This is a genomic window from Bacillus cereus group sp. MYBK95-2, from assembly GCF_051915225.1.
Classification (GTDB): domain Bacteria; phylum Bacillota; class Bacilli; order Bacillales; family Bacillaceae_G; genus Bacillus_A; species Bacillus_A cereus.
The window spans coordinates 182,129-199,221 of record NZ_JBQAEH010000008.1 but is presented as its reverse complement, the minus strand read 5'-3'; the positions used below and the strand labels follow the sequence as shown (position 1 = coordinate 199,221).

Below are 17,093 nucleotides of genomic sequence, written 5' to 3'. Positions count from 1 at the left end.
CTTTAAAATTTGATACTATCGAGAATAAACTCAACTTCTTCTTCAAGAATGTTATCCGCTTGCCATAATGCATGGATAAAAGCTTGAAATCCATCTGTTTTTCGTCTGAATTCATCTTTTTTCAAATATTCTTTATTGCCATCTTTTTTAATATGAACATAGACGTTATTTGTGTACCAACGCATTAACGGATTATCGCCAAAGATAATACGGTTGTTCGCAAATAATGTTTCGACCCTTGGCGCTAATAATGAATGAATAGCTTTTGGATTACGAATATACAACAATGTAAATCCTTCTGCTTCAAGTGCTGTTTTAACAAGATCTAAACGGAATGTATCTGCAACAATCGTATTCACACCATACAATTCACGTATTCTTACGAACCAATCCACAATGTGAGAGATATTAATTACAGGTTCATCCACAATTGTTAATAATCCATTTTCAGCCCACTCAAAAATAGGTGCTTTTAATTTCACCTTGTCCAAGAAACCTTTACGTACAAATGAATGACCTTTCCAAATATAATCTTCACCATGTTTAAATAGTAAACCAACAGCCGCGAAGTCCTTAATACTGGCGAAATCGAGTCCTCCCACAGCTAATTTATGTTTTAAATCAGGAATCTTTCTGAGAGTTTCTCCATCTTCTTCAAAACCAGTACGCATTATTTCTTCCCAAGTAGCAACAGACTTTGTTAAATCTACTTCTGGTAAATTCATTCTTTTAGTCATGAAGTTTTCTCTGTTAGATGGATCATTTTCAAGGTTTTTATATTGTCGCATAACCTTTTTGAACAACCCTCTAGCATATTGACTCATAGGCTTACTAAACATTGGATTTGCTTTTTCCCACATCTCTGGATCGTCTACTTCTTCAGCGTTATCAAGCTTACAAATAAAAGGGAACAACCTATCTTCTTTTTCTTTACCTTTCAAGATGTTCATTGCTCGTTCTTTCATCTTGTCAAGGTAACCTTCACGAACAAAACCATCTGTGGTAATAAAAAATTCCCTAGAGTTAGGAACTTTACCTAAACCACTAGAGAATACTTCTACAACATCGCTATTTTCATATCTGTGTATCTCATCATAAATGACACATCCATCTCTTAATGAGTCTTTACTTCCTGCATTTGATGTATGAAATTCAAACGTCGAACGAGTCGCTTTATTCGTTATCAATTGTTTAGTTGATACAAATAGCTCGTCTAATATTTCATGCTTTTTATTCTTTTCATAAACATCTATAAAAGAAGTTTTAGCCTGCCTTTCTGTATTAGCAACTACTGATACATTATAATGCTCAATGCCATGTAATTCGCTAATAAAGAAGTGTGTCAATGCACTAATCAAACCGTTTTTACCAGCACCCCTTGCCATCATCCAAAAATGCTGATCAAAATAAACATCCTCATATTCATCAAACAAAAACACAAATGCTATTAAAAATTTTTGAAAGGAATTTAATTTAAAATGCCACTTTTCTATGAAAGTTACACATGTATGAATTAAATCCACATCAAAATGCAAATCATTACGGGTTAATATATCTTGCTTTAAGTAATTAATAAGCATGATGCGTTCCTTATTTAATATTACTGTTCCCGTTTCATATAATTCTATATATTCACTTACACACTTATGTGAAATCATATTAAATCACTTGCCGAATACTTCTTAATTTCTTTTTTATTACTTCCTTCTGGCAATAAATCTGTTAGTTGTTTAATGACTCTTTGATATGATTGATCGCGGGTATTATATAATCGGGCAACAGGTCGCTCTCTTTCATACGGCTCTGTTTTATCAGATTGTGAGAACATTTCATAGTCACCATTCTCAGATATATCTATCCACATCTCATTTAATAAAACTCGTAGTCTTGCTGCCTGAATAATTAACCCCTCAACCACTTTCAACTTACTAGGTGGGATGTCTTTAAATAATCTTTTTAAACGATTTTTTTCTTTGTTAACTAGCACCTCACGTTCATCTATGTCCGCCATAATATCACCTCGATTCAATCATATTTTTATGTTGGGTAGGGGTCCTATGCGATACTGCTCAAAAATCTGGAAAAACGACCCCCTCCTCCGGTGCCCCTTAGAGCAATTTTTATTGAAATTATTTAAGGGGGGGATTATTTTTAATTTCTCAGCAATCATTTTAGTTGTTTCATATAAACCATCCGTTTTATTACCCATCATCATCCAAGAAGCATATAACTCATTCGAATACTTTGACCAAATATCTTCAGCCTGTTCATTTGTAATGACATAACCTTCAAGTCTATAAGCTTTAACTAATAGAGCTACATCTTGTTCATAAGTATCCAACGTTACCACCTCTCATCGTCTTGCCATTTGTTTACCTTCTTAAAGAACACTCTTCCGTGTTCTTTATTATGGCAATCCACACAGACTGTTTCTAAGTTATCTATTTCTAATGCAAGTTCTGGATGATGTTCTAGTTCTTTTATATGATGGACAACGAGCTGAATCTTCTTACGCTTTGCACTCTCACTGTATTCATTGGTGTCGACACGAACACTACCATTGCGCTTACACTCTTGGCATTCATAATTGTCTCGCTTCTTTACTTGCTCACGTATACTCTTCCACTCACCACTGTCATAGAACTTACGCTTCTGTTGTTTGGTTTTATATTCGTTCATTGTTTCTCATCTTCATTACTCCATTTACACGCAAAAGGATATCGCTCAATTGATACCGCACCAACGTCTCCTTCTTCTGTTAACGCTAGTTCTAACTTCCTTATACCTTCTCTTCTTTGCCACTCTTTATCTATTTGTATATCATCAATACTATTGAACTTAATCATCTATCCTCACCTCTCAACCCTGATCTATCAATCACCCATGTATTACCGATCTTCTTTGATACAATCTTCCCTTTAGCGCATAAGTTCTTAATATGTCCTGGTGATACATTAAGAATAGATGCAGCTTCATTTACTCCAATTACATTGCGTAAGTTGCTATCCATCCTCTTACTCCTTGTCTTTCTTTTTAAGTACTCTTTCCACATCACACGAGCAGATGTCCATGTCCTTCTTGTAATAGTTATAGATCATGAATTCCAATATGCCTATTTGTTCTTTCGTTAATGGCTTACCGTTACATTGCGTTCTTCCGCTAAGTTGCATGTACTTTCCTAACTTAAACACATCTACAAACGCACCATTACATTTCGGACAAACAGTTACTTCTTGATATTCATCTTCTGGTGCTTGATATGTTTTAATTTGATAGTCACAAGCTAAACAGCATCTAGAAACATTACCCATCTATCCTCACTCCTTATCACAAACCATATTTTCAGTTGTACTCACAATTACTTGATTGTTTATTATTTGAGTTGTTGTCGTATATTCTCCTGTGCCGACCATCTTACCACCCTTATCATGACATTCCTTCACAGTTATAAAGAAACCGACACACGCAAGAATAATTAATATAAAGCATATAACTATAAGCGAGTTAAGTAATCTTTCCATCTACTCACCCCTTACACTTAAATCCTTTCTCCATTTATCTTTTTCCAATAATTCTTTTATTGATGTTTGTTCTAGGTATTCCACAGAATAAAACATAGGCTTCTCGCCATATAGCTTATAATACTTAACATCTATTCCGGATTTTTTGTGCGCTTTTTCAAGTGGTTTAAGGTATTTGATATATGCTTTCTTATTGATAAGCATAAGACCAAGTGCAGCAATCTTACCGTTTAAAACGCTATCCAATTATCCTCACCTCTTTTACAATAATATTCCAATTATATATTTACCAAATAAATACAAGTTGTTATAATAAAGTTAACATTGCCATCAGGAAAAGTGATTCGCACCCCAAAGCGAGTTGCTTTTCCTTTTTTATGTTTATTGTTTTAAAAATTCATCTATCGCCTTATCCAGTACACTAATAAGCGATTCTCTTGTTTGTTTTGGTGTCATATTATCATTGATCTCATTATGTAAAGCCACAGCCTTTTCTAACTTCCGTGGATCAATGTGTTGCTTGACTAATTCCAACCCAATAACATTGTTAATTAAATGACCGACAACTACTGTTTGTTCTGGTTTAGTTAATTTCATTTATTTCACTCCTTTTAATTACACGACCTTGTATTGAATCAGCTGTATGTTCAGCTATAGATTTCACTAATATTTTTCTATCTACTACAATGCTAACCTTCACATCTTTTAGTTCACCCTTATTAGTAAACCTACCCATAACCTTTTCTAACTTCTCGAACGCAGCCACACATTCGTTAGCAGCTTCAGTTACTTCTTTAATTCTTTCTAATGCTTCATTTTTTTCAACATTACTTTTCTGTTTGTACATTATGTTCGCCTTAAGACCTTCCTCGTAACCAAACCTGTAACCTTTCGTGCAGCCATTATTGTATCCTCTTTCTTCAGCTTTCCACACAAGAGATTCAAATTGCTTATCATTAATATTTTCAATCTTCATTCCTCCAAAATAAAAAGCACCCAAATGGATGCTTTTTATTAATTTCGTAAACAACTATTTTTATGCATAATAATCTATAATATTACTTAATTCATTAGCTAATTGTTCAACTTGACTTGCATGCTTTATAAAACTAGGCCCATCTCTTTTTAGTACAATACTTTCTAGAAGTGATATGTACTCTCGAGCAGCTTTAATATATTTATCATAAGTAGCTATTTCAAATATTACTTTTAACTGTTTTTCAATTTTATGTAAATTAATTTGAAAAATAGGCTCTTCTTTATCGACAATTTTTCTCAATCTTTGCATTTCATTCTTCATCTCTGCTGCTAGAGCTTCATTTTTTTCTCCATCTTCATTGTAAATATTACCAATAAAATCGGTTTCTCCTGTGTTACTTTCAAAACCATTTCTTAATTGTTCCAATAATTTTTGTTCCAATAATTTTTTCGACTTTGTTATACCTTCTTTAATCTCCTGATTTAAATCATCTTTGATTTCTTGTTCCACAACTCTATTAGAAAATAAAGTTATAAATTGTAGAGGAGTTAAAATTTTAAAAGTATACCCCTTATAGTTTTCCCTTGAATAAAACTCTTCAACTAGTTCTCTACGGGCTCCCATAACTTCATCATTGGCAGTATGTACCCAATCACCTTTAACATCGGTTGTTACAAAAATAACATCATTACTTATTTGACGTATATGATCCCAAACAATTAAATCGCCATATTGATTTTCTTTTTTTGCTTTATCCATATATCCAGGAGGAATCTTATTTTCCACTCTATGCTGCCATTCTTCTTTTAATCTTTCTTTATCCATTAATCCTTCAGGAGCAAAATAACTCTTTTCTATAATCTCTTTATAACTCGATAAAATTAAATCATGATCTATATAATCACTTAATTTTTGCTGTAATTGTTTTAAACCATTTATATATTCTTTTCTTGCCGCATTCAACTCTTGAATACGTTTATTATAGTTTTCTTCTAAAATAATGATGTCATTATGATACCCTTCAACAATTGATAATGCAGGTATTACTTCTTCTAAAGATTTCCCAACATTTGATCCTTTCTCTAAAGTGCTCATGACTGTATGTATTTGCTTAGACATTTCTGTAATTTTTCCAGGTCTATTTTTAGCAAATTCTCTAATAACATGCGCTGGGATTTTTAAACGTTCCTCATTTGATAATTGTTTTAAAACTTCCAACACGCTTTCGAAAGTAATATTTTTCCATTGATAACCCAACAATAATACATTAGTATCTATTATCACTGTTGCATTTTTTTTGATTTGTTCCAAAGTTTTAACATTGATAAATAAATTAGAATATAAATCTCCCATTCGCTCACCCTCTGTAAATTAATAAATTAAGTGTATTCATTTTAAAAATTATTTTCAATAAAATATCTAAATAAATCCCCATCACTTTTTCACCATACAAAAAGGATTTAAAGTAAAAAAGCAGAATCGATGCTCTGTTATCAATTATTTTTTATAATTCTGGTAAATGAAGTTTTATCCTTCTTCTAATAACCTTATGATTTTACATTCTTCTTTACTGACATTAATAAGTAACTAGAAGAAGAGCAAAAACTCTTCTTAATAACGGCATCATTCAATTAGTACCATCTGCTGGTTTCGGATTTTATGTGCCGTCATAATAAAGCCGTTTAGAAAAAATATTGTACAAAGGAATTTTATGAGTTGTGTTTTCCGCCACTACTCACAATACAAATATATCATGTTAATTCCAAAACAACCGGCAAATTTACTGCCAAAAAGCGGTCTCGAATCTGCCACATAAATAACACTGTACTATTAATACAAAATATCACAAAAATACATTCATATTTTTATCGTATAACAATAATCTTTCGTCATTACCTGCTGAAATAGTTTTAGCATAATATTTATGAATTTTTGATTGCATTTTGTTACTTAATTTATTCCATCTTATTGGTGAAACAGCCCAGTTCTCAAAGTATGCTACTATTAAGTTCGAGATTATAACCTTTTGCATTTTAATACTTTGACTAAGAATTTGCTCCCTTATAAATTTATATTTTCTTTTATTTCTTTCAAAATAACTTAATAAAATATAGGTTTTTCCACCCTGTGGAAATATTGTAACGAACAACGGCACCAATTGTGCATTAAGATCCTTTAACTCATTTACCACTTTATCATTCAAATCTCTTTCAATATAAGCAATAGAAGAGACCGCTATATGATATTCTTCATCCAGTTCTATTACATCTGTAACAATCTTACTAAAGTTAGAATTATCTACAGCTTTATTCATCCTTTCCCTAAAAATTTGCAATCTAGCTTCTGACTCCTCATGTCCTATCAAAGTTCCAGTAATATATTCAGCTATTAATTTAATCTTTTCTATATCCGGCTTGTTATTTTCATCGAATGTATTACTTAATTGATGATACTCTCCAGCTTTGGTGTACTGCTTCATTTTTCTAGTCATATCTCCTGTAGTCATCTTAGTATGGTACTCTTTTGCCAAAGCTCTATATGCAAACAGAAATTCTTGTTCCTTATTCCCTATTTGATAATCTTTATCCTCGATAGGTGCAAACAAATTCTTATCATGCCCACCACAAAAACCTGTAAAAGTTGTTGCTATTTTTCTTCCTTTTCGTTGCATTGATGTCTTAAAAAATATGGAATTATCATTTCCATCGTCAATCATTAGCACTTCTCCATTTTCGGATATTTTGTTTAAAATTTTATTATTTTGTATAGAGTGTGCTTTTATTATTCTATCACTACAATTTTCATCTTGATGGAAGCATTCCTTTAAAAAGCATTCTTTCTTAAGTCTATCAAAATCCGCAAAATTATTATCCTTTTTCTTCATCCTTATCCCTCCATAACTATATTTAATTATAACATTGTATAAACTACTTACCCATATCTTATATTGTGTGTAACTGACTGGAATACCGAATCCCTTGTTGCGCTTAATTTTATTAATTCTTTTATTTCAAGTTACACAACACATAAAAAACGGTTAATTGTAAAATAAAAAAGGGTATTTATAAATACCCTTTTTTATTCAGTAAAATATTTTATTATGAAATTCATTTCCCAGATAGAAAGTACTTTATATTTGTAATTTTACTTACATAATTAATTCCGATAAATTTCAACTCTATTTTATTTACTTACATTCAGGATCCAAAGGATCCCACTCACACCACTCCGGCTTTACAGGCGGTGGATTATATCCATATTTTTTTAATCCAACCATATCAGTATAATGTACTTGTATTGTATCAAATTTACCACCAGGCTTTAATATATTTAATGTTACCATACCACTTGGAGCATCTACATACAACAACTGTGCGATGACTTCTTTTCCATTTATCGTTGTTCCAATATATTGGGGACCTCCATCATCTAAAATTTTTTGCAAAACTTGACTCGGTAACGTATGTGGATGATGTGCCCTAAAAAATATAGGATTATAATAATAATAATAATACATCTACGTTCTTACCTCCTTCTATTTTTAAAGTTATAGAATTATATATGCAAAATCCTGTGCAATTTCTTAGGCTACATAAAACATTTCAATCCGTTTTTAATTACAGGCTTATCTCCCCGATTCATAATCAAGCCTTCCCCCATATAATTTAGGAGAAAAGGAAAAATTAGGAGGAGATGAGAATATGTATTATAATCCTTATGCTAAAGCAAAACATTTAAATTACACTTTACAACCTGTAGGACCAGCTGAAGTAGACAGATTTCGTGAACAATGGGTAGATTTAATTTTTGCAGATGCCAGCGGAACTTATAATCTAACAGCTTTTATAATACGATTTACAGATTCTAACAACGTACTTGTTCTACTATGTCCAAATCTATCCGTTACCAATATAGACATCAGTAAGGTATTCGGTATTGGACCTACACAAACGCAACCTAAATGCTAACTATAAAAAATATATAATAAATACTCGAATATTTTCAGTAAGTATATTAATGAGTTAGGTACTGTAAAACAATTAATTTTCCAGCACCTAACTCATAAAACTAATATAGCATTGATTATATCTTAAACTTAGTCATTGCTTTATCCATCACATCTTGATTTATACCTATATATCTTAACGTTACCCTTTCAGATGAATGATTGAATATCTCCATTAGCAAAGCTATATTCTTTGTCTGCAGGTACATATGATATCCGAAGGTCTTACGTAATGTATGCGTACCAATCTCGTCTAGTCCAAACTTTGCTGCTGAGCTACTAAGTATTTTATACGCCATGCTTCTTCCAATTGGTCAATTCTTTCCTTGCCTGCTCTTGATTAGATACTCATAATCTTCCATTTCTTCGATGTACCATTTCAACTCTCTCCTTAATGCTGCAGTAATCTGAATACGTTTCTGTTTACCGGTCTTCATTTCACGCATTGAGATATGACTTCCCTTTAAATCTCCAACTTTTAGCTTTAGAATGTCACTAATACGTAAACCTGTATTGATTCCCATTACAAACAAGATATAATTACGATCACTCTTTTCTTTTAAATACTCTTTAATTTGTTGTATTTGCTCCGGATCACGTATAGGTTGAACAAAATTCATTATCCGTTACCTCCCGTTCCTTCTGTCTCGTAAACTTCTAATCCAAGTGCAAAAGCAAGTTTATAAAACGCTTTAGACTTCCAACGTCGATAAGTACGCTCCGACATCCCTATTTCGTTATAAACCATGTAATCACATACGTCCTCTTCTTCTAAATAACGTTTATAAATAATATCTCTTTGAATACTTCCTGCACGTCCGTTCCCTAATCGATTTAGAAACTGATCAATACGTAATGACATTTTCTCAAGCCACTCTTCTCGTTCACTCTGTAGAATATTTGCTATGGCAACATCTTCTAATGGTTTTCCAACTGCATGTGTGGGACCATGCTCACGTATTTCATAAGAAGGAGTGACTTTCATTTCTTTACGCATCATCCCAAATTGTCTATGTATACGTACGCTTTCCAACACACCTTCTAATTCTTCTTGCGTTGCTGCTCTGTCAATTTTTGGTAAGAAAGATAATTGTTTAGTCATGTAAGACCACTCCTTTTTATTTTCAAATTACTTTTGTCTTATTGTTCCACGTCTTCGTTCGTAACAAGGTCTATGCACCCCCATTAAATCCTCAATTTCACGAGTACTTAATTTCTCTTTTGGTTTTGTCTTATTTTTCTTCTTTCCTTGCTTGGATTGATTTTTCCATTCATGTAACTGATTCTTTAACATCCTCATTTCCCCATCTCCCTTTTCAAAATAAAAAGGACACCTATTCCTAAAGCAGCTTTAATTGCTACTTTAAAGAATTGGTGTCCTCTAGTTTTCTAGCCGGACGATATTTATAAAAACTCCTAAAAGACCCTTATATGAATATAATAATTATATAAAATTAATATATATTATTTTAGTTAAAAGCAAATAAAAAGATAAGATTAAAAATTTAATTTTATAGTATATTTTTATTTTATATGGTAATAAATACCATTGTGTACACAAAATACAACTATGGTTAGGAGCGTTTATTTATGGAACAAGATAAATTTAAACCCGTCATGTTTGCAAAAAGAATTAAAGTTCCAAAAGACAAATTTGGCTCAGATTTTCTAGAATTAGGTGGATTAAAAATTATAAGTGTTGCTTTTAAAGTAGACGAAGGAAATGAAAAAAAGTTTTTTGTACTAGAGCCTATCCAAACAGTGATTTAACAAGTTGGGATATGGAATTCTATAATGCAGATGCGAGTGACCTCAATGTAACTGTGGAAGGTGTAACAGTTAGATAAGAAAAAACAAATTCTTCCTTCTACCCCCAAACCAGGTTTGACTTTGGGAAGAGTTCAATTACCAATACCCTTAGGAAGATTATTATGAAAGACACAAAACAAAACCAAGAAGATGTAATGACAATCCCCGTAGTAACAGATCATTCATTAGTGCAAAAATATCAAGCTGTTTGTAATGGTCATGCATCGGAAGGAGAATATATTTATGAGCAAAGAATCTCAAGAGAACTTAAGATCGAATTCGGGCTTCAAACCTGTTCACATTTCATTTGACGAGGGAATTGAACGAATAAAAAAAGCATTAGCTGAGACTGATATCGAATTAGGCTCACGTATTTTAACATCTCGTGACGCTGACGTGGTAAAAGCATGTAATCTACTCGCTGTTGACCAAGCACCAAAAGGTTTCATCAAATGGCAGTTACCCTTTTTTCTTGAGGGTGGTCAATTTTTCATAACGTCTGCTAATCCTGGTGCTAATATCGGGGAACATACACACCCTGATGAAGGAGTACGTTTTATCATATCAGGATCAATTGAATATGACGGCATTGAACTCAATGCTGGTGATTGGATGTTCATTCCCAAAGATAAAAGCTACAGTTTCAAAGTTGGCCCTCATGGAGCATCTATGTTTTATTGTTATCCTTGTTGTTGCGCAAGTTTTGACTTGAGTAGGCAAGAGGTCATTAATCCAGCTACTTATACACGTAATAGACACTCGATTTAGTTAGGTTGTCATTAATCTAATTATACTAGTAGCAACAAACTAAAAATATTTAACTAGCTGCTTATCCACAATTGGACGTTCTTTTTATGGGAACGTCCTTTTTATTATATTTATATAAGTTTTTAAATTTAATATTCTTACTAGGCCTAAAATTTATCAATAGGCGTGTCATTTTCTATAATTTTTTAATAAAATTCAAATTTTATACCATTTAATTGACTAACATTGAATTTTTTGGGATTATATGATAATATTTATATATAAAATCATTACCCTTATAAAAAGAGCTATGAGCCTTTCCACTCATGGCTCTTTTTTATTACAATTTTCATTTCATATCTACACGATTTTGACTAGCTTCTCGGCTAAATCCGTCTGGGTATCTTGTTGCCAATTTAGATATATTCATTTGAGCAATATCTTCTAGGGTATATCCCATTTCATGAGACATGATTGAAATGTAGTACAAGATGTCCCCTAGCTCTAAAGCGATTTTATGTGTATTTCCTTCTTCTTCTCCTGGACAATGAGCTGGATCAAATCCATGAACATGAAAAATTGCTTTTTTTACAACATCAGCAACCTCACCAGCTTCTCCCGTAAGACCTAATGCTTCATTTAAAACACGTCCACCGAAATCGTTATTTGTATTCCATGTACGTAATGCCGCTTCTTGATATTGATCTAATTCACAAATATGATTGATATTCATTACAGCTTGTCCTTCCTTTAATTCACTAACTAATTTAGTTATTTCATATACACCGTTTTCCATAACGTTCATTTTATTTTCCCCTTCCTATTTAGCAAATTCCTAATCCTAACGGACGATTTTCAATTAAATACTTATCAGCCTGATCTATTACAAGGAGTGCAACTTCCGCTTGATGCCTTCTTAACGTTTTTGCCATCTTTGGCAAGCTCATGCCCTGACTCCACATTTCACGAAAACGAATTACATCTCTTTCATCCCAAATGAAGTTAGCTTCTTCTAAAGCGATGTATACCTTCAACCGTGATTCCTTCATCGCTTCATGATTTCTTGCTACACTCATAAGCGAACCTACTTTCTAAAAATAATTATTTTATCTTTTCAGTAAACTTAGTATCCACACGATCAACTTTACCGTTTACCCAAACCGCAACTTGCTCACCAAATCCGCTCATTGGTGGATTTACCGCTGTGACATTTCCGTCCTTCACTATTAAAAGTTTGTTACTACTAACATCAATTTCTATTTTTTTCATACGTCCCTCTCCCTTTTACTACCGCATGTACTCGACAACATCAGGTTTAAAGCCACTTCCTAAATAAACCCGTACCGGAATTATTTCTTTTTTATCCCTTGCTACCTTACACAATTCTTCAGCTGTATCCCAATTGAAAAACTTATCTACAGCTCTTTGAAATCTCCAGATTGCCATTACATATTGTTCAAAGATGTCATAGCGATCATCTTGTTTAGTGGTGCGTGGTAATTCATCCGTACACTTTGCATTCGCTGGAACTTGGACGCGTACGTCAGCGTATGTAGTGCGTCCAGTACCTCTTTTCACATTTGCCTTCATTACATCGAACTCACAAATTGCTGGCTCTACATCGAAAATGTTTAGTTGCTTAGGCATATGCCATCCCACTCTTCTGAATAAGATCCAGTAATTCAATTGCCCCTTCCTTGCTTAAAAACATTCGGCCACCTAGCAACTCTATGTTGGTTTCAGAAACTTCACCCGTTACAAAGCATGACTTTTCATTTTTTCTTAAAACAATGTTTTCACCATCGATATGAAAATCTAGTGCCGTTCCTTCGGCAATCCCTAAAGTTCTGCGTAACTCTATCGGAATTATTACGCGACCTAGCTCATCGACTTTTCTTGCAACACCTGTGTTTTTCATACCTTATTCCCCTTTAGTATTTTTATATTTATTTAGAATCTCATCCAAACGTTTCTTATTATCCTCGAGATCCTCGTTTGAAGCTTGCTGTGGCTGCTGTATTGGCTCTTGTTCTTCTTGTTCTTCTTGTTTGCGTAACCAATCCGGTACAACTTCCGTTCGTTTGGAATAACCTTTACCAGTACGTTTGTTGTTTTTCTTACTCATTTCAAATCGAGTATCTAAAGCAGCAACATCATTTAATGTTTTTACTTTTTCCTTTTCCCAACTACTTAAAATACTGCGAATATATCTCCACTTTGGTACATTTTCATCAATTGCTTTATTAACAGCGTGAATAACTAATTCATTACCAAATCTATCGCAAAACTCACCTAATTCTTGAATTGCAATTTCACTCAACGGAATCCCCTTTTCAAGTAAAAAGTTGTAACTAGTTTTAAATTCTTGATCAATTAATTTCTGAGATGAAGTAGCATCATCATTTATATTTGTAGTAATCTCTGTAGTACTATTTGTAGTAATCTCTGTATTTGTCTTACGTTCTAGTGTAAGAGACTCTTTCGTTTTATCGTAGGAGGGTATTGCTTTAGAATGTAAGACCCTCTTGCTTTCTAAAGTAATAGGGCTATTACTTTTCAGTGTAGGAGGGTTACCATTTCCCCAATACATAATAGATATTTTCTGAATCATTTCAGGTACAGGTTCAACATACATAACGTTATTACACCTAGTTCCGTTAACAAGAATCGTCCTAAATTCAATTTTTATAAGTCCACGTTCTTTCAGAAAGTCACATGCTTCTTTTACTTGTCTTTTTGTAAATCCAAATGAATCCGCTAATTGTTGATAACTCTTTTGAAGCGTGTCTGCCTTAAACTTTTGTTTATATTGAACTTGACTAGATTCTTCACTTCTTACTTCAGTAGGTTTATACCAATAAACAATTTCTCCTAAGATAGTAATTGCAACAATATTAGGTTTACCATTATCTAATGTAAGTGTTTTAAACCATCCATGATCTATAACATTGCCACGAAAATTTATTTGCCCTATTTGTAATACCTTGTTGTTCATAGCTTTCACTCCTTTTCATACAACCAATGTGCTATTTCCCTACTTTCCGTGGTATACTTATAACAACTTATTTTTTGAAAAGGACCCACTGCCATGGGTCTTTTTACTTTGCTTCACATCACTCCAAGCCCATTGCTTTATCGGCTCATAAGTTATGTAAAACAAACATGAACCACATGCAATTAATATCGCTAATATAGCTAATGATGTTGTATCTTCCACTAAATCACCCCCTTTTGTGCTTCAAGCCAAGCCTCTAAATCCTTTTGCAAGAAAAGTAATTTACGTCCTTCTCTAATCACTGGAAAATGTGGGTGATTTGCTAATTCATACATTCTACAAACTGCTATATTGAGGTATGCAGCTGCTTCTTTCACCCTCATTACCTTGTTTGGTTGTGATTGTTGTTGGAATGAAGCTAAAGCTGCTTGAATTTCTTCACGAACAACTTCGCGGATTGACTCTTTAATGATTTGATCTAATCCCATTTTGTTTTGCTCCTTTCTAATTTACTTAACTAAACATAACTTAACTTAAGGTTAAGTCACGGACAAAAAATTTTAATTGCATCTAACTTCACTTTAAAAAACTCAGCAATTTTCACAATTAAATCATAATAAGGTCGACGCTTCCCGTTTTCTATATACCAATAATAAACTTCAGTAATACCTACGGCTTCAGCTACTTCCCTACATGTATATCCCTGTTCTACACGTAGCTGCTTTAGAGTTTTCATAAACAACTCCTCTCTTCCGTTTTTGTTGTTAATTACATAATAACTTAACCTAAAGTTAAGTTCAAGTGTTTCCCAAAACTTTTTTCAAAAAAATTACCTTTCCACTTAACTGATAGTTAATATATAATGACAGTGTGACACCATAATAGTAATTAAGAAAAAATAATTTCATATAAAATAAACTTGGGGTGTTTTTTATTATGTTTAGTCATGAAAGATTGAAATCATTAATTGAAAAGAAGAGCATCACCCAACAACAGTTAGCTGATGCAATCGGTGTTAGTCATGTTTCTGTTTATAATTATGTCGAGGGAAAAAAAGCACCCGGTACACGTACACTTCAGAAGATAGCAAATTATTTAAAAGTAACAACAGATTATTTGTTAGGTTTATCTGATTCACCAGATTTAACAGCGGGCGAAGACTTACAGTTAACAAAAGAAGCACACGAAATTCTTCAGATCATTAATGAATTACCTGAAGAACAACGAAAAAAAGCATTAGAGCAATTAGAGATGTTTGTGAACTACGAAAAATCTAAAGGAAATATGTAGTGTAAAAAGACTATCCAAAAAGTTAGATAGTCTTTTTTACATAACTTTTTCTTTTTTGGATTCACTCAAACAGATAGAAAATAATTTCTCTTTCGGATCATCCTCTTCTTGTAAAAGTAATAAAGCTTGTTTAATTAGATTAACTTCCCCTTCTTTACTCTTCATCTTCTACTATCTCCCTCTTTGTATTTTTTTTACAAAAGTTTCTTTTTTCTTCTTTCAGCAAAAAAAGAAACTTCTCCTAAAACCACAAATGACACCGTCAATTAAGACGATGTCATTTGTAATATATATAAACCTTTATTATGTATTTTACCAACCGCCACCAGGGTCAACCATCATGTGTTGAACCGTAGGTTTTGAATCATTTGTACTAGGTTTTTCTTTCATAGAATCAGTGTTAATGAATAATGTAGCAGCTATTAATAGTGCAGGAATGATTGTAATTATTTTTTTCATTATTTCACCTCTTTCCAAAGACAATTATACCAATTATTCAAATTAAACCCAAGTGAATTTTTGGTAAATTCGAATAAAATATATTCCCTGATTTTTGACACATCAAAAGAGAACGTTTCATTAACTCTTCTTTTTTAGTACCTTCATATGTTAAACCTAAATATGCAGTCTGTATGTCTGTTAATCTTCCATTCTTCTCTTTTAATTGATTCAATAGTTTTCTCGCTTCTATCCTGTTACCTTGTTTAATCCTTAAATATGCTAGTTCACCTGAATGAACTACATCTAAGCTACTAATTTCTTTATCATGATGAATCTTTAGAAATGATAATGTATGTTGCACCATTTTTCTTTTTCTCTCAATTCCATTAGTTTTACTATCTCCTATTACTTCTAGAGTCTTTTCCAAATAAGATTTTGCCCTTTCATATTCATTCGCTGAAAAAATATACGATTCACCTAATTTTAAATATGCATTTACTTTTGGAAAAGAAAAAAAGTTATCCCATTCAAGATCATCTAAAAGTTCCTTACTAACATTTCTTGCTTCAATGACCTCACCACCCTGCAACGAAGTAACGGCAATGGCTTCTTTATATCGTAATTTATAACATTCTCGAATGTACCTATTACTTATTGTATTTATTTTTATTTCAAGAGATCTTAATCGCTCATTTAAAGAAGTAAAGTTACCCGATTGATATTGCGCTTGGCATAATAAGATTTCAATTAACACTTCCATCTCTGATGTTCTTATTGATTTACTTACCAAGCTTAATGCCTTATAGTACTGTGCAGCATCAATTTCACCTATATATCGTCTATATATAATTCGATACACATTAGCGAATTCTCTATTTTCTGCTACCTTTGATTGTGATTCACTATTTATAATATTAATTAATAGCTTAAACTTTCCTCTTAAAGCTAAATCCTCCATTGCCTCACGTAAGTTTTCTGATTTTGGTTTCGTTATATATATATAATCTGTTAATAAATTTTCTTGAACCTGTATGCCCTTGTTTAATAGGATGACCGTCTTGGAAAGAAAGCCAAAACTCATGTCTGTGTTACCTTTAAAAATTTTTGTAACAGTACTAGGCTTAACTCCCCAATAATCTGCTAGTTTATTTTTCCTTATTCCAGCTGCACATAACTCTTTTTCAATTTGATTTAGAGCTTTCCACATGTTTTGTCCCCCTTATTGGAACAAGACACACTTCCCTATCATGAAAACGCACCTTATGATGAATTACATCCAAAAGCTGTGTTATACTAGCCATATAT

At 32.6% G+C, this 17,093-nt stretch carries 32 protein-coding genes and 1 pseudogene; 4 read left to right on the top strand and 29 right to left on the bottom strand.

Annotated elements, in window-relative coordinates; genetic code table 11:
• Positions 1–2: 2 nt before the first annotated feature.
• The 14 genes from ACTFN4_RS23640 to ACTFN4_RS23575 form a co-directional block, all read right to left on the bottom strand.
• Complete coding sequence (locus ACTFN4_RS23640; protein WP_439962890.1) at positions 3–1,658, bottom strand: terminase TerL endonuclease subunit; 1,656 nt, start codon at positions 1,656–1,658, stop codon at positions 3–5.
• Positions 1,655–2,011, bottom strand: a complete 357-nt coding sequence (locus tag ACTFN4_RS23635; RefSeq protein WP_000763335.1) for a hypothetical protein — start codon at positions 2,009–2,011, stop codon at positions 1,655–1,657. The genes ACTFN4_RS23640 and ACTFN4_RS23635 overlap by 4 nt, the downstream gene beginning before the upstream one ends.
• 18 nt (positions 2,012–2,029) lie before the next feature.
• Positions 2,030–2,341, bottom strand: a complete 312-nt coding sequence (locus ACTFN4_RS23630) for a hypothetical protein (RefSeq protein ID WP_439962889.1) — start codon at positions 2,339–2,341, stop codon at positions 2,030–2,032.
• Between the two features lie 2 nt (positions 2,342–2,343).
• Positions 2,344–2,679: an HNH endonuclease gene (locus tag ACTFN4_RS23625; protein WP_439962888.1), complete on the bottom strand. Its 336-nt coding sequence runs from the start codon at positions 2,677–2,679 to the stop codon at positions 2,344–2,346.
• Positions 2,676–2,846 carry a hypothetical protein gene (locus tag ACTFN4_RS23620; protein ID WP_439962887.1) on the bottom strand — a complete coding sequence of 57 codons (171 nt, stop codon included), beginning with the start codon at positions 2,844–2,846 and terminating at the stop codon, positions 2,676–2,678. Before ACTFN4_RS23620 ends, ACTFN4_RS23625 begins: the two co-directional genes overlap by 4 nt.
• Positions 2,843–3,010: a helix-turn-helix domain-containing protein gene (locus tag ACTFN4_RS23615; protein ID WP_439962886.1), complete on the bottom strand. Its 168-nt coding sequence runs from the start codon at positions 3,008–3,010 to the stop codon at positions 2,843–2,845. The genes ACTFN4_RS23620 and ACTFN4_RS23615 overlap by 4 nt, the downstream gene beginning before the upstream one ends.
• A gap of 4 nt (positions 3,011–3,014) precedes the next feature.
• A complete protein-coding gene (locus ACTFN4_RS23610) occupies positions 3,015–3,311 on the bottom strand; it encodes a hypothetical protein (RefSeq protein ID WP_439962915.1) in 297 nt (98 codons plus the stop codon).
• A 6-nt stretch (positions 3,312–3,317) separates the two neighbouring features.
• Positions 3,318–3,521: a hypothetical protein gene (locus tag ACTFN4_RS23605; protein WP_439962885.1), complete on the bottom strand. Its 204-nt coding sequence runs from the start codon at positions 3,519–3,521 to the stop codon at positions 3,318–3,320.
• Positions 3,522–3,767, bottom strand: coding sequence for a hydrolase (locus tag ACTFN4_RS23600; protein ID WP_439962884.1), 246 nt, complete (start codon positions 3,765–3,767; stop codon positions 3,522–3,524).
• Between the two features lie 135 nt (positions 3,768–3,902).
• On the bottom strand, positions 3,903–4,118 hold the full coding sequence (locus ACTFN4_RS23595; RefSeq protein ID WP_439962883.1) for a hypothetical protein: 216 nt from the start codon (positions 4,116–4,118) through the stop codon (positions 3,903–3,905).
• Positions 4,105–4,368: a hypothetical protein gene (locus ACTFN4_RS23590; protein WP_098505446.1), complete on the bottom strand. Its 264-nt coding sequence runs from the start codon at positions 4,366–4,368 to the stop codon at positions 4,105–4,107. Before ACTFN4_RS23590 ends, ACTFN4_RS23595 begins: the two co-directional genes overlap by 14 nt.
• 189 nt (positions 4,369–4,557) lie before the next feature.
• Positions 4,558–5,853 (bottom strand): PIN-like domain-containing protein, encoded by a 1,296-nt coding sequence (locus ACTFN4_RS23585; protein WP_439962882.1) that lies wholly within the window; start codon positions 5,851–5,853, stop codon positions 4,558–4,560.
• Between the two features lie 490 nt (positions 5,854–6,343).
• Positions 6,344–7,384, bottom strand: coding sequence for a hypothetical protein (locus ACTFN4_RS23580; protein WP_439962881.1), 1,041 nt, complete (start codon positions 7,382–7,384; stop codon positions 6,344–6,346).
• 303 nt (positions 7,385–7,687) lie between these two features.
• Positions 7,688–8,017 (bottom strand): hypothetical protein, encoded by a 330-nt coding sequence (locus ACTFN4_RS23575; protein WP_439962880.1) that lies wholly within the window; start codon positions 8,015–8,017, stop codon positions 7,688–7,690.
• A gap of 184 nt (positions 8,018–8,201) precedes the next feature.
• Here ACTFN4_RS23575 and ACTFN4_RS23570 point away from each other — a divergent pair, with 184 nt between their 5' ends.
• On the top strand, positions 8,202–8,468 hold the full coding sequence (locus ACTFN4_RS23570; protein WP_439962879.1) for a hypothetical protein: 267 nt from the start codon (positions 8,202–8,204) through the stop codon (positions 8,466–8,468).
• A gap of 115 nt (positions 8,469–8,583) precedes the next feature.
• Here ACTFN4_RS23570 and ACTFN4_RS23565 read toward each other — a convergent pair.
• The 3 genes and pseudogenes from ACTFN4_RS23565 to ACTFN4_RS23555 all read right to left on the bottom strand — a co-directional run bounded on the left by ACTFN4_RS23565 (position 8,584) and on the right by ACTFN4_RS23555 (position 9,806).
• Positions 8,584–9,126, bottom strand: a pseudogene (locus ACTFN4_RS23565) (site-specific integrase).
• Positions 9,126–9,608, bottom strand: a complete 483-nt coding sequence (locus ACTFN4_RS23560; RefSeq protein ID WP_439962878.1) for an ArpU family phage packaging/lysis transcriptional regulator — start codon at positions 9,606–9,608, stop codon at positions 9,126–9,128. The pseudogene ACTFN4_RS23565 and the gene ACTFN4_RS23560 overlap by 1 nt, the downstream one beginning before the upstream one ends.
• A 27-nt stretch (positions 9,609–9,635) precedes the next feature.
• Positions 9,636–9,806 (bottom strand): hypothetical protein, encoded by a 171-nt coding sequence (locus ACTFN4_RS23555; RefSeq protein WP_439962876.1) that lies wholly within the window; start codon positions 9,804–9,806, stop codon positions 9,636–9,638.
• Between the two features lie 290 nt (positions 9,807–10,096).
• Between ACTFN4_RS23555 and ACTFN4_RS23550 the strand changes: the two genes are divergently transcribed.
• Positions 10,097–10,276, top strand: coding sequence for a hypothetical protein (locus ACTFN4_RS23550; protein ID WP_439962875.1), 180 nt, complete (start codon positions 10,097–10,099; stop codon positions 10,274–10,276).
• A gap of 282 nt (positions 10,277–10,558) precedes the next feature.
• The gene (locus tag ACTFN4_RS23545) at positions 10,559–11,083 is read left to right on the top strand and encodes a cupin domain-containing protein (protein WP_439962873.1); all 525 of its coding nucleotides are present in this window, start codon (positions 10,559–10,561) and stop codon (positions 11,081–11,083) included.
• Between the two features lie 328 nt (positions 11,084–11,411).
• Here ACTFN4_RS23545 and ACTFN4_RS23540 read toward each other — a convergent pair whose 3' ends face one another.
• From ACTFN4_RS23540 to ACTFN4_RS23500, 9 genes are read right to left on the bottom strand one after another with little or no spacing between them, the layout of a single operon-like run.
• Positions 11,412–11,867, bottom strand: a complete 456-nt coding sequence (locus ACTFN4_RS23540; RefSeq protein WP_439962872.1) for a nucleoside triphosphate pyrophosphohydrolase family protein — start codon at positions 11,865–11,867, stop codon at positions 11,412–11,414.
• 19 nt (positions 11,868–11,886) lie between these two features.
• Positions 11,887–12,138, bottom strand: a complete 252-nt coding sequence (locus ACTFN4_RS23535) for a helix-turn-helix domain containing protein (protein WP_375827046.1) — start codon at positions 12,136–12,138, stop codon at positions 11,887–11,889.
• A gap of 25 nt (positions 12,139–12,163) precedes the next feature.
• On the bottom strand, positions 12,164–12,331 hold the full coding sequence (locus tag ACTFN4_RS23530) for a DUF3954 domain-containing protein (protein WP_000717826.1): 168 nt from the start codon (positions 12,329–12,331) through the stop codon (positions 12,164–12,166).
• Positions 12,332–12,349: 18 nt separating this feature from the next.
• On the bottom strand, positions 12,350–12,709 hold the full coding sequence (locus ACTFN4_RS23525) for a cell division protein SepF (RefSeq protein WP_439962871.1): 360 nt from the start codon (positions 12,707–12,709) through the stop codon (positions 12,350–12,352).
• Positions 12,702–12,980 (bottom strand): AbrB/MazE/SpoVT family DNA-binding domain-containing protein, encoded by a 279-nt coding sequence (locus ACTFN4_RS23520; protein WP_439962869.1) that lies wholly within the window; start codon positions 12,978–12,980, stop codon positions 12,702–12,704. The genes ACTFN4_RS23525 and ACTFN4_RS23520 overlap by 8 nt, the downstream gene beginning before the upstream one ends.
• A gap of 3 nt (positions 12,981–12,983) precedes the next feature.
• The gene (locus tag ACTFN4_RS23515; protein ID WP_439962868.1) at positions 12,984–14,057 is read right to left on the bottom strand and encodes a DnaD domain-containing protein; all 1,074 of its coding nucleotides are present in this window, start codon (positions 14,055–14,057) and stop codon (positions 12,984–12,986) included.
• A 57-nt stretch (positions 14,058–14,114) separates the two neighbouring features.
• On the bottom strand, positions 14,115–14,279 hold the full coding sequence (locus ACTFN4_RS23510) for a hypothetical protein (protein WP_086398373.1): 165 nt from the start codon (positions 14,277–14,279) through the stop codon (positions 14,115–14,117).
• Positions 14,279–14,545: a helix-turn-helix domain-containing protein gene (locus ACTFN4_RS23505; protein WP_097961631.1), complete on the bottom strand. Its 267-nt coding sequence runs from the start codon at positions 14,543–14,545 to the stop codon at positions 14,279–14,281. Before ACTFN4_RS23505 ends, ACTFN4_RS23510 begins: the two co-directional genes overlap by 1 nt.
• 56 nt (positions 14,546–14,601) lie before the next feature.
• The gene (locus ACTFN4_RS23500; RefSeq protein WP_000854271.1) at positions 14,602–14,793 is read right to left on the bottom strand and encodes a helix-turn-helix domain-containing protein; all 192 of its coding nucleotides are present in this window, start codon (positions 14,791–14,793) and stop codon (positions 14,602–14,604) included.
• A 200-nt stretch (positions 14,794–14,993) separates the two neighbouring features.
• On the opposite strand from ACTFN4_RS23500, the gene ACTFN4_RS23495 reads away from it, so the two are divergent.
• A complete protein-coding gene (locus ACTFN4_RS23495) occupies positions 14,994–15,347 on the top strand; it encodes a helix-turn-helix domain-containing protein (RefSeq protein WP_097961632.1) in 354 nt (117 codons plus the stop codon).
• 36 nt (positions 15,348–15,383) lie between these two features.
• Here the strand turns inward: ACTFN4_RS23495 and ACTFN4_RS23490 are convergent, their stop codons facing one another.
• From ACTFN4_RS23490 to ACTFN4_RS23480, 3 genes are all read right to left on the bottom strand, one after another.
• Positions 15,384–15,512 carry a hypothetical protein gene (locus tag ACTFN4_RS23490; protein ID WP_255287712.1) on the bottom strand — a complete coding sequence of 43 codons (129 nt, stop codon included), beginning with the start codon at positions 15,510–15,512 and terminating at the stop codon, positions 15,384–15,386.
• A 147-nt stretch (positions 15,513–15,659) separates the two neighbouring features.
• Entirely contained in the window at positions 15,660–15,806 is a 147-nt protein-coding gene (locus ACTFN4_RS23485) for a complement C1q protein (protein ID WP_097961633.1), read from the bottom strand.
• Positions 15,807–15,843: 37 nt separating this feature from the next.
• Positions 15,844–16,995, bottom strand: coding sequence for an AimR family lysis-lysogeny pheromone receptor (locus tag ACTFN4_RS23480; protein WP_439962867.1), 1,152 nt, complete (start codon positions 16,993–16,995; stop codon positions 15,844–15,846).
• Positions 16,996–17,093 lie beyond the last annotated feature (98 nt).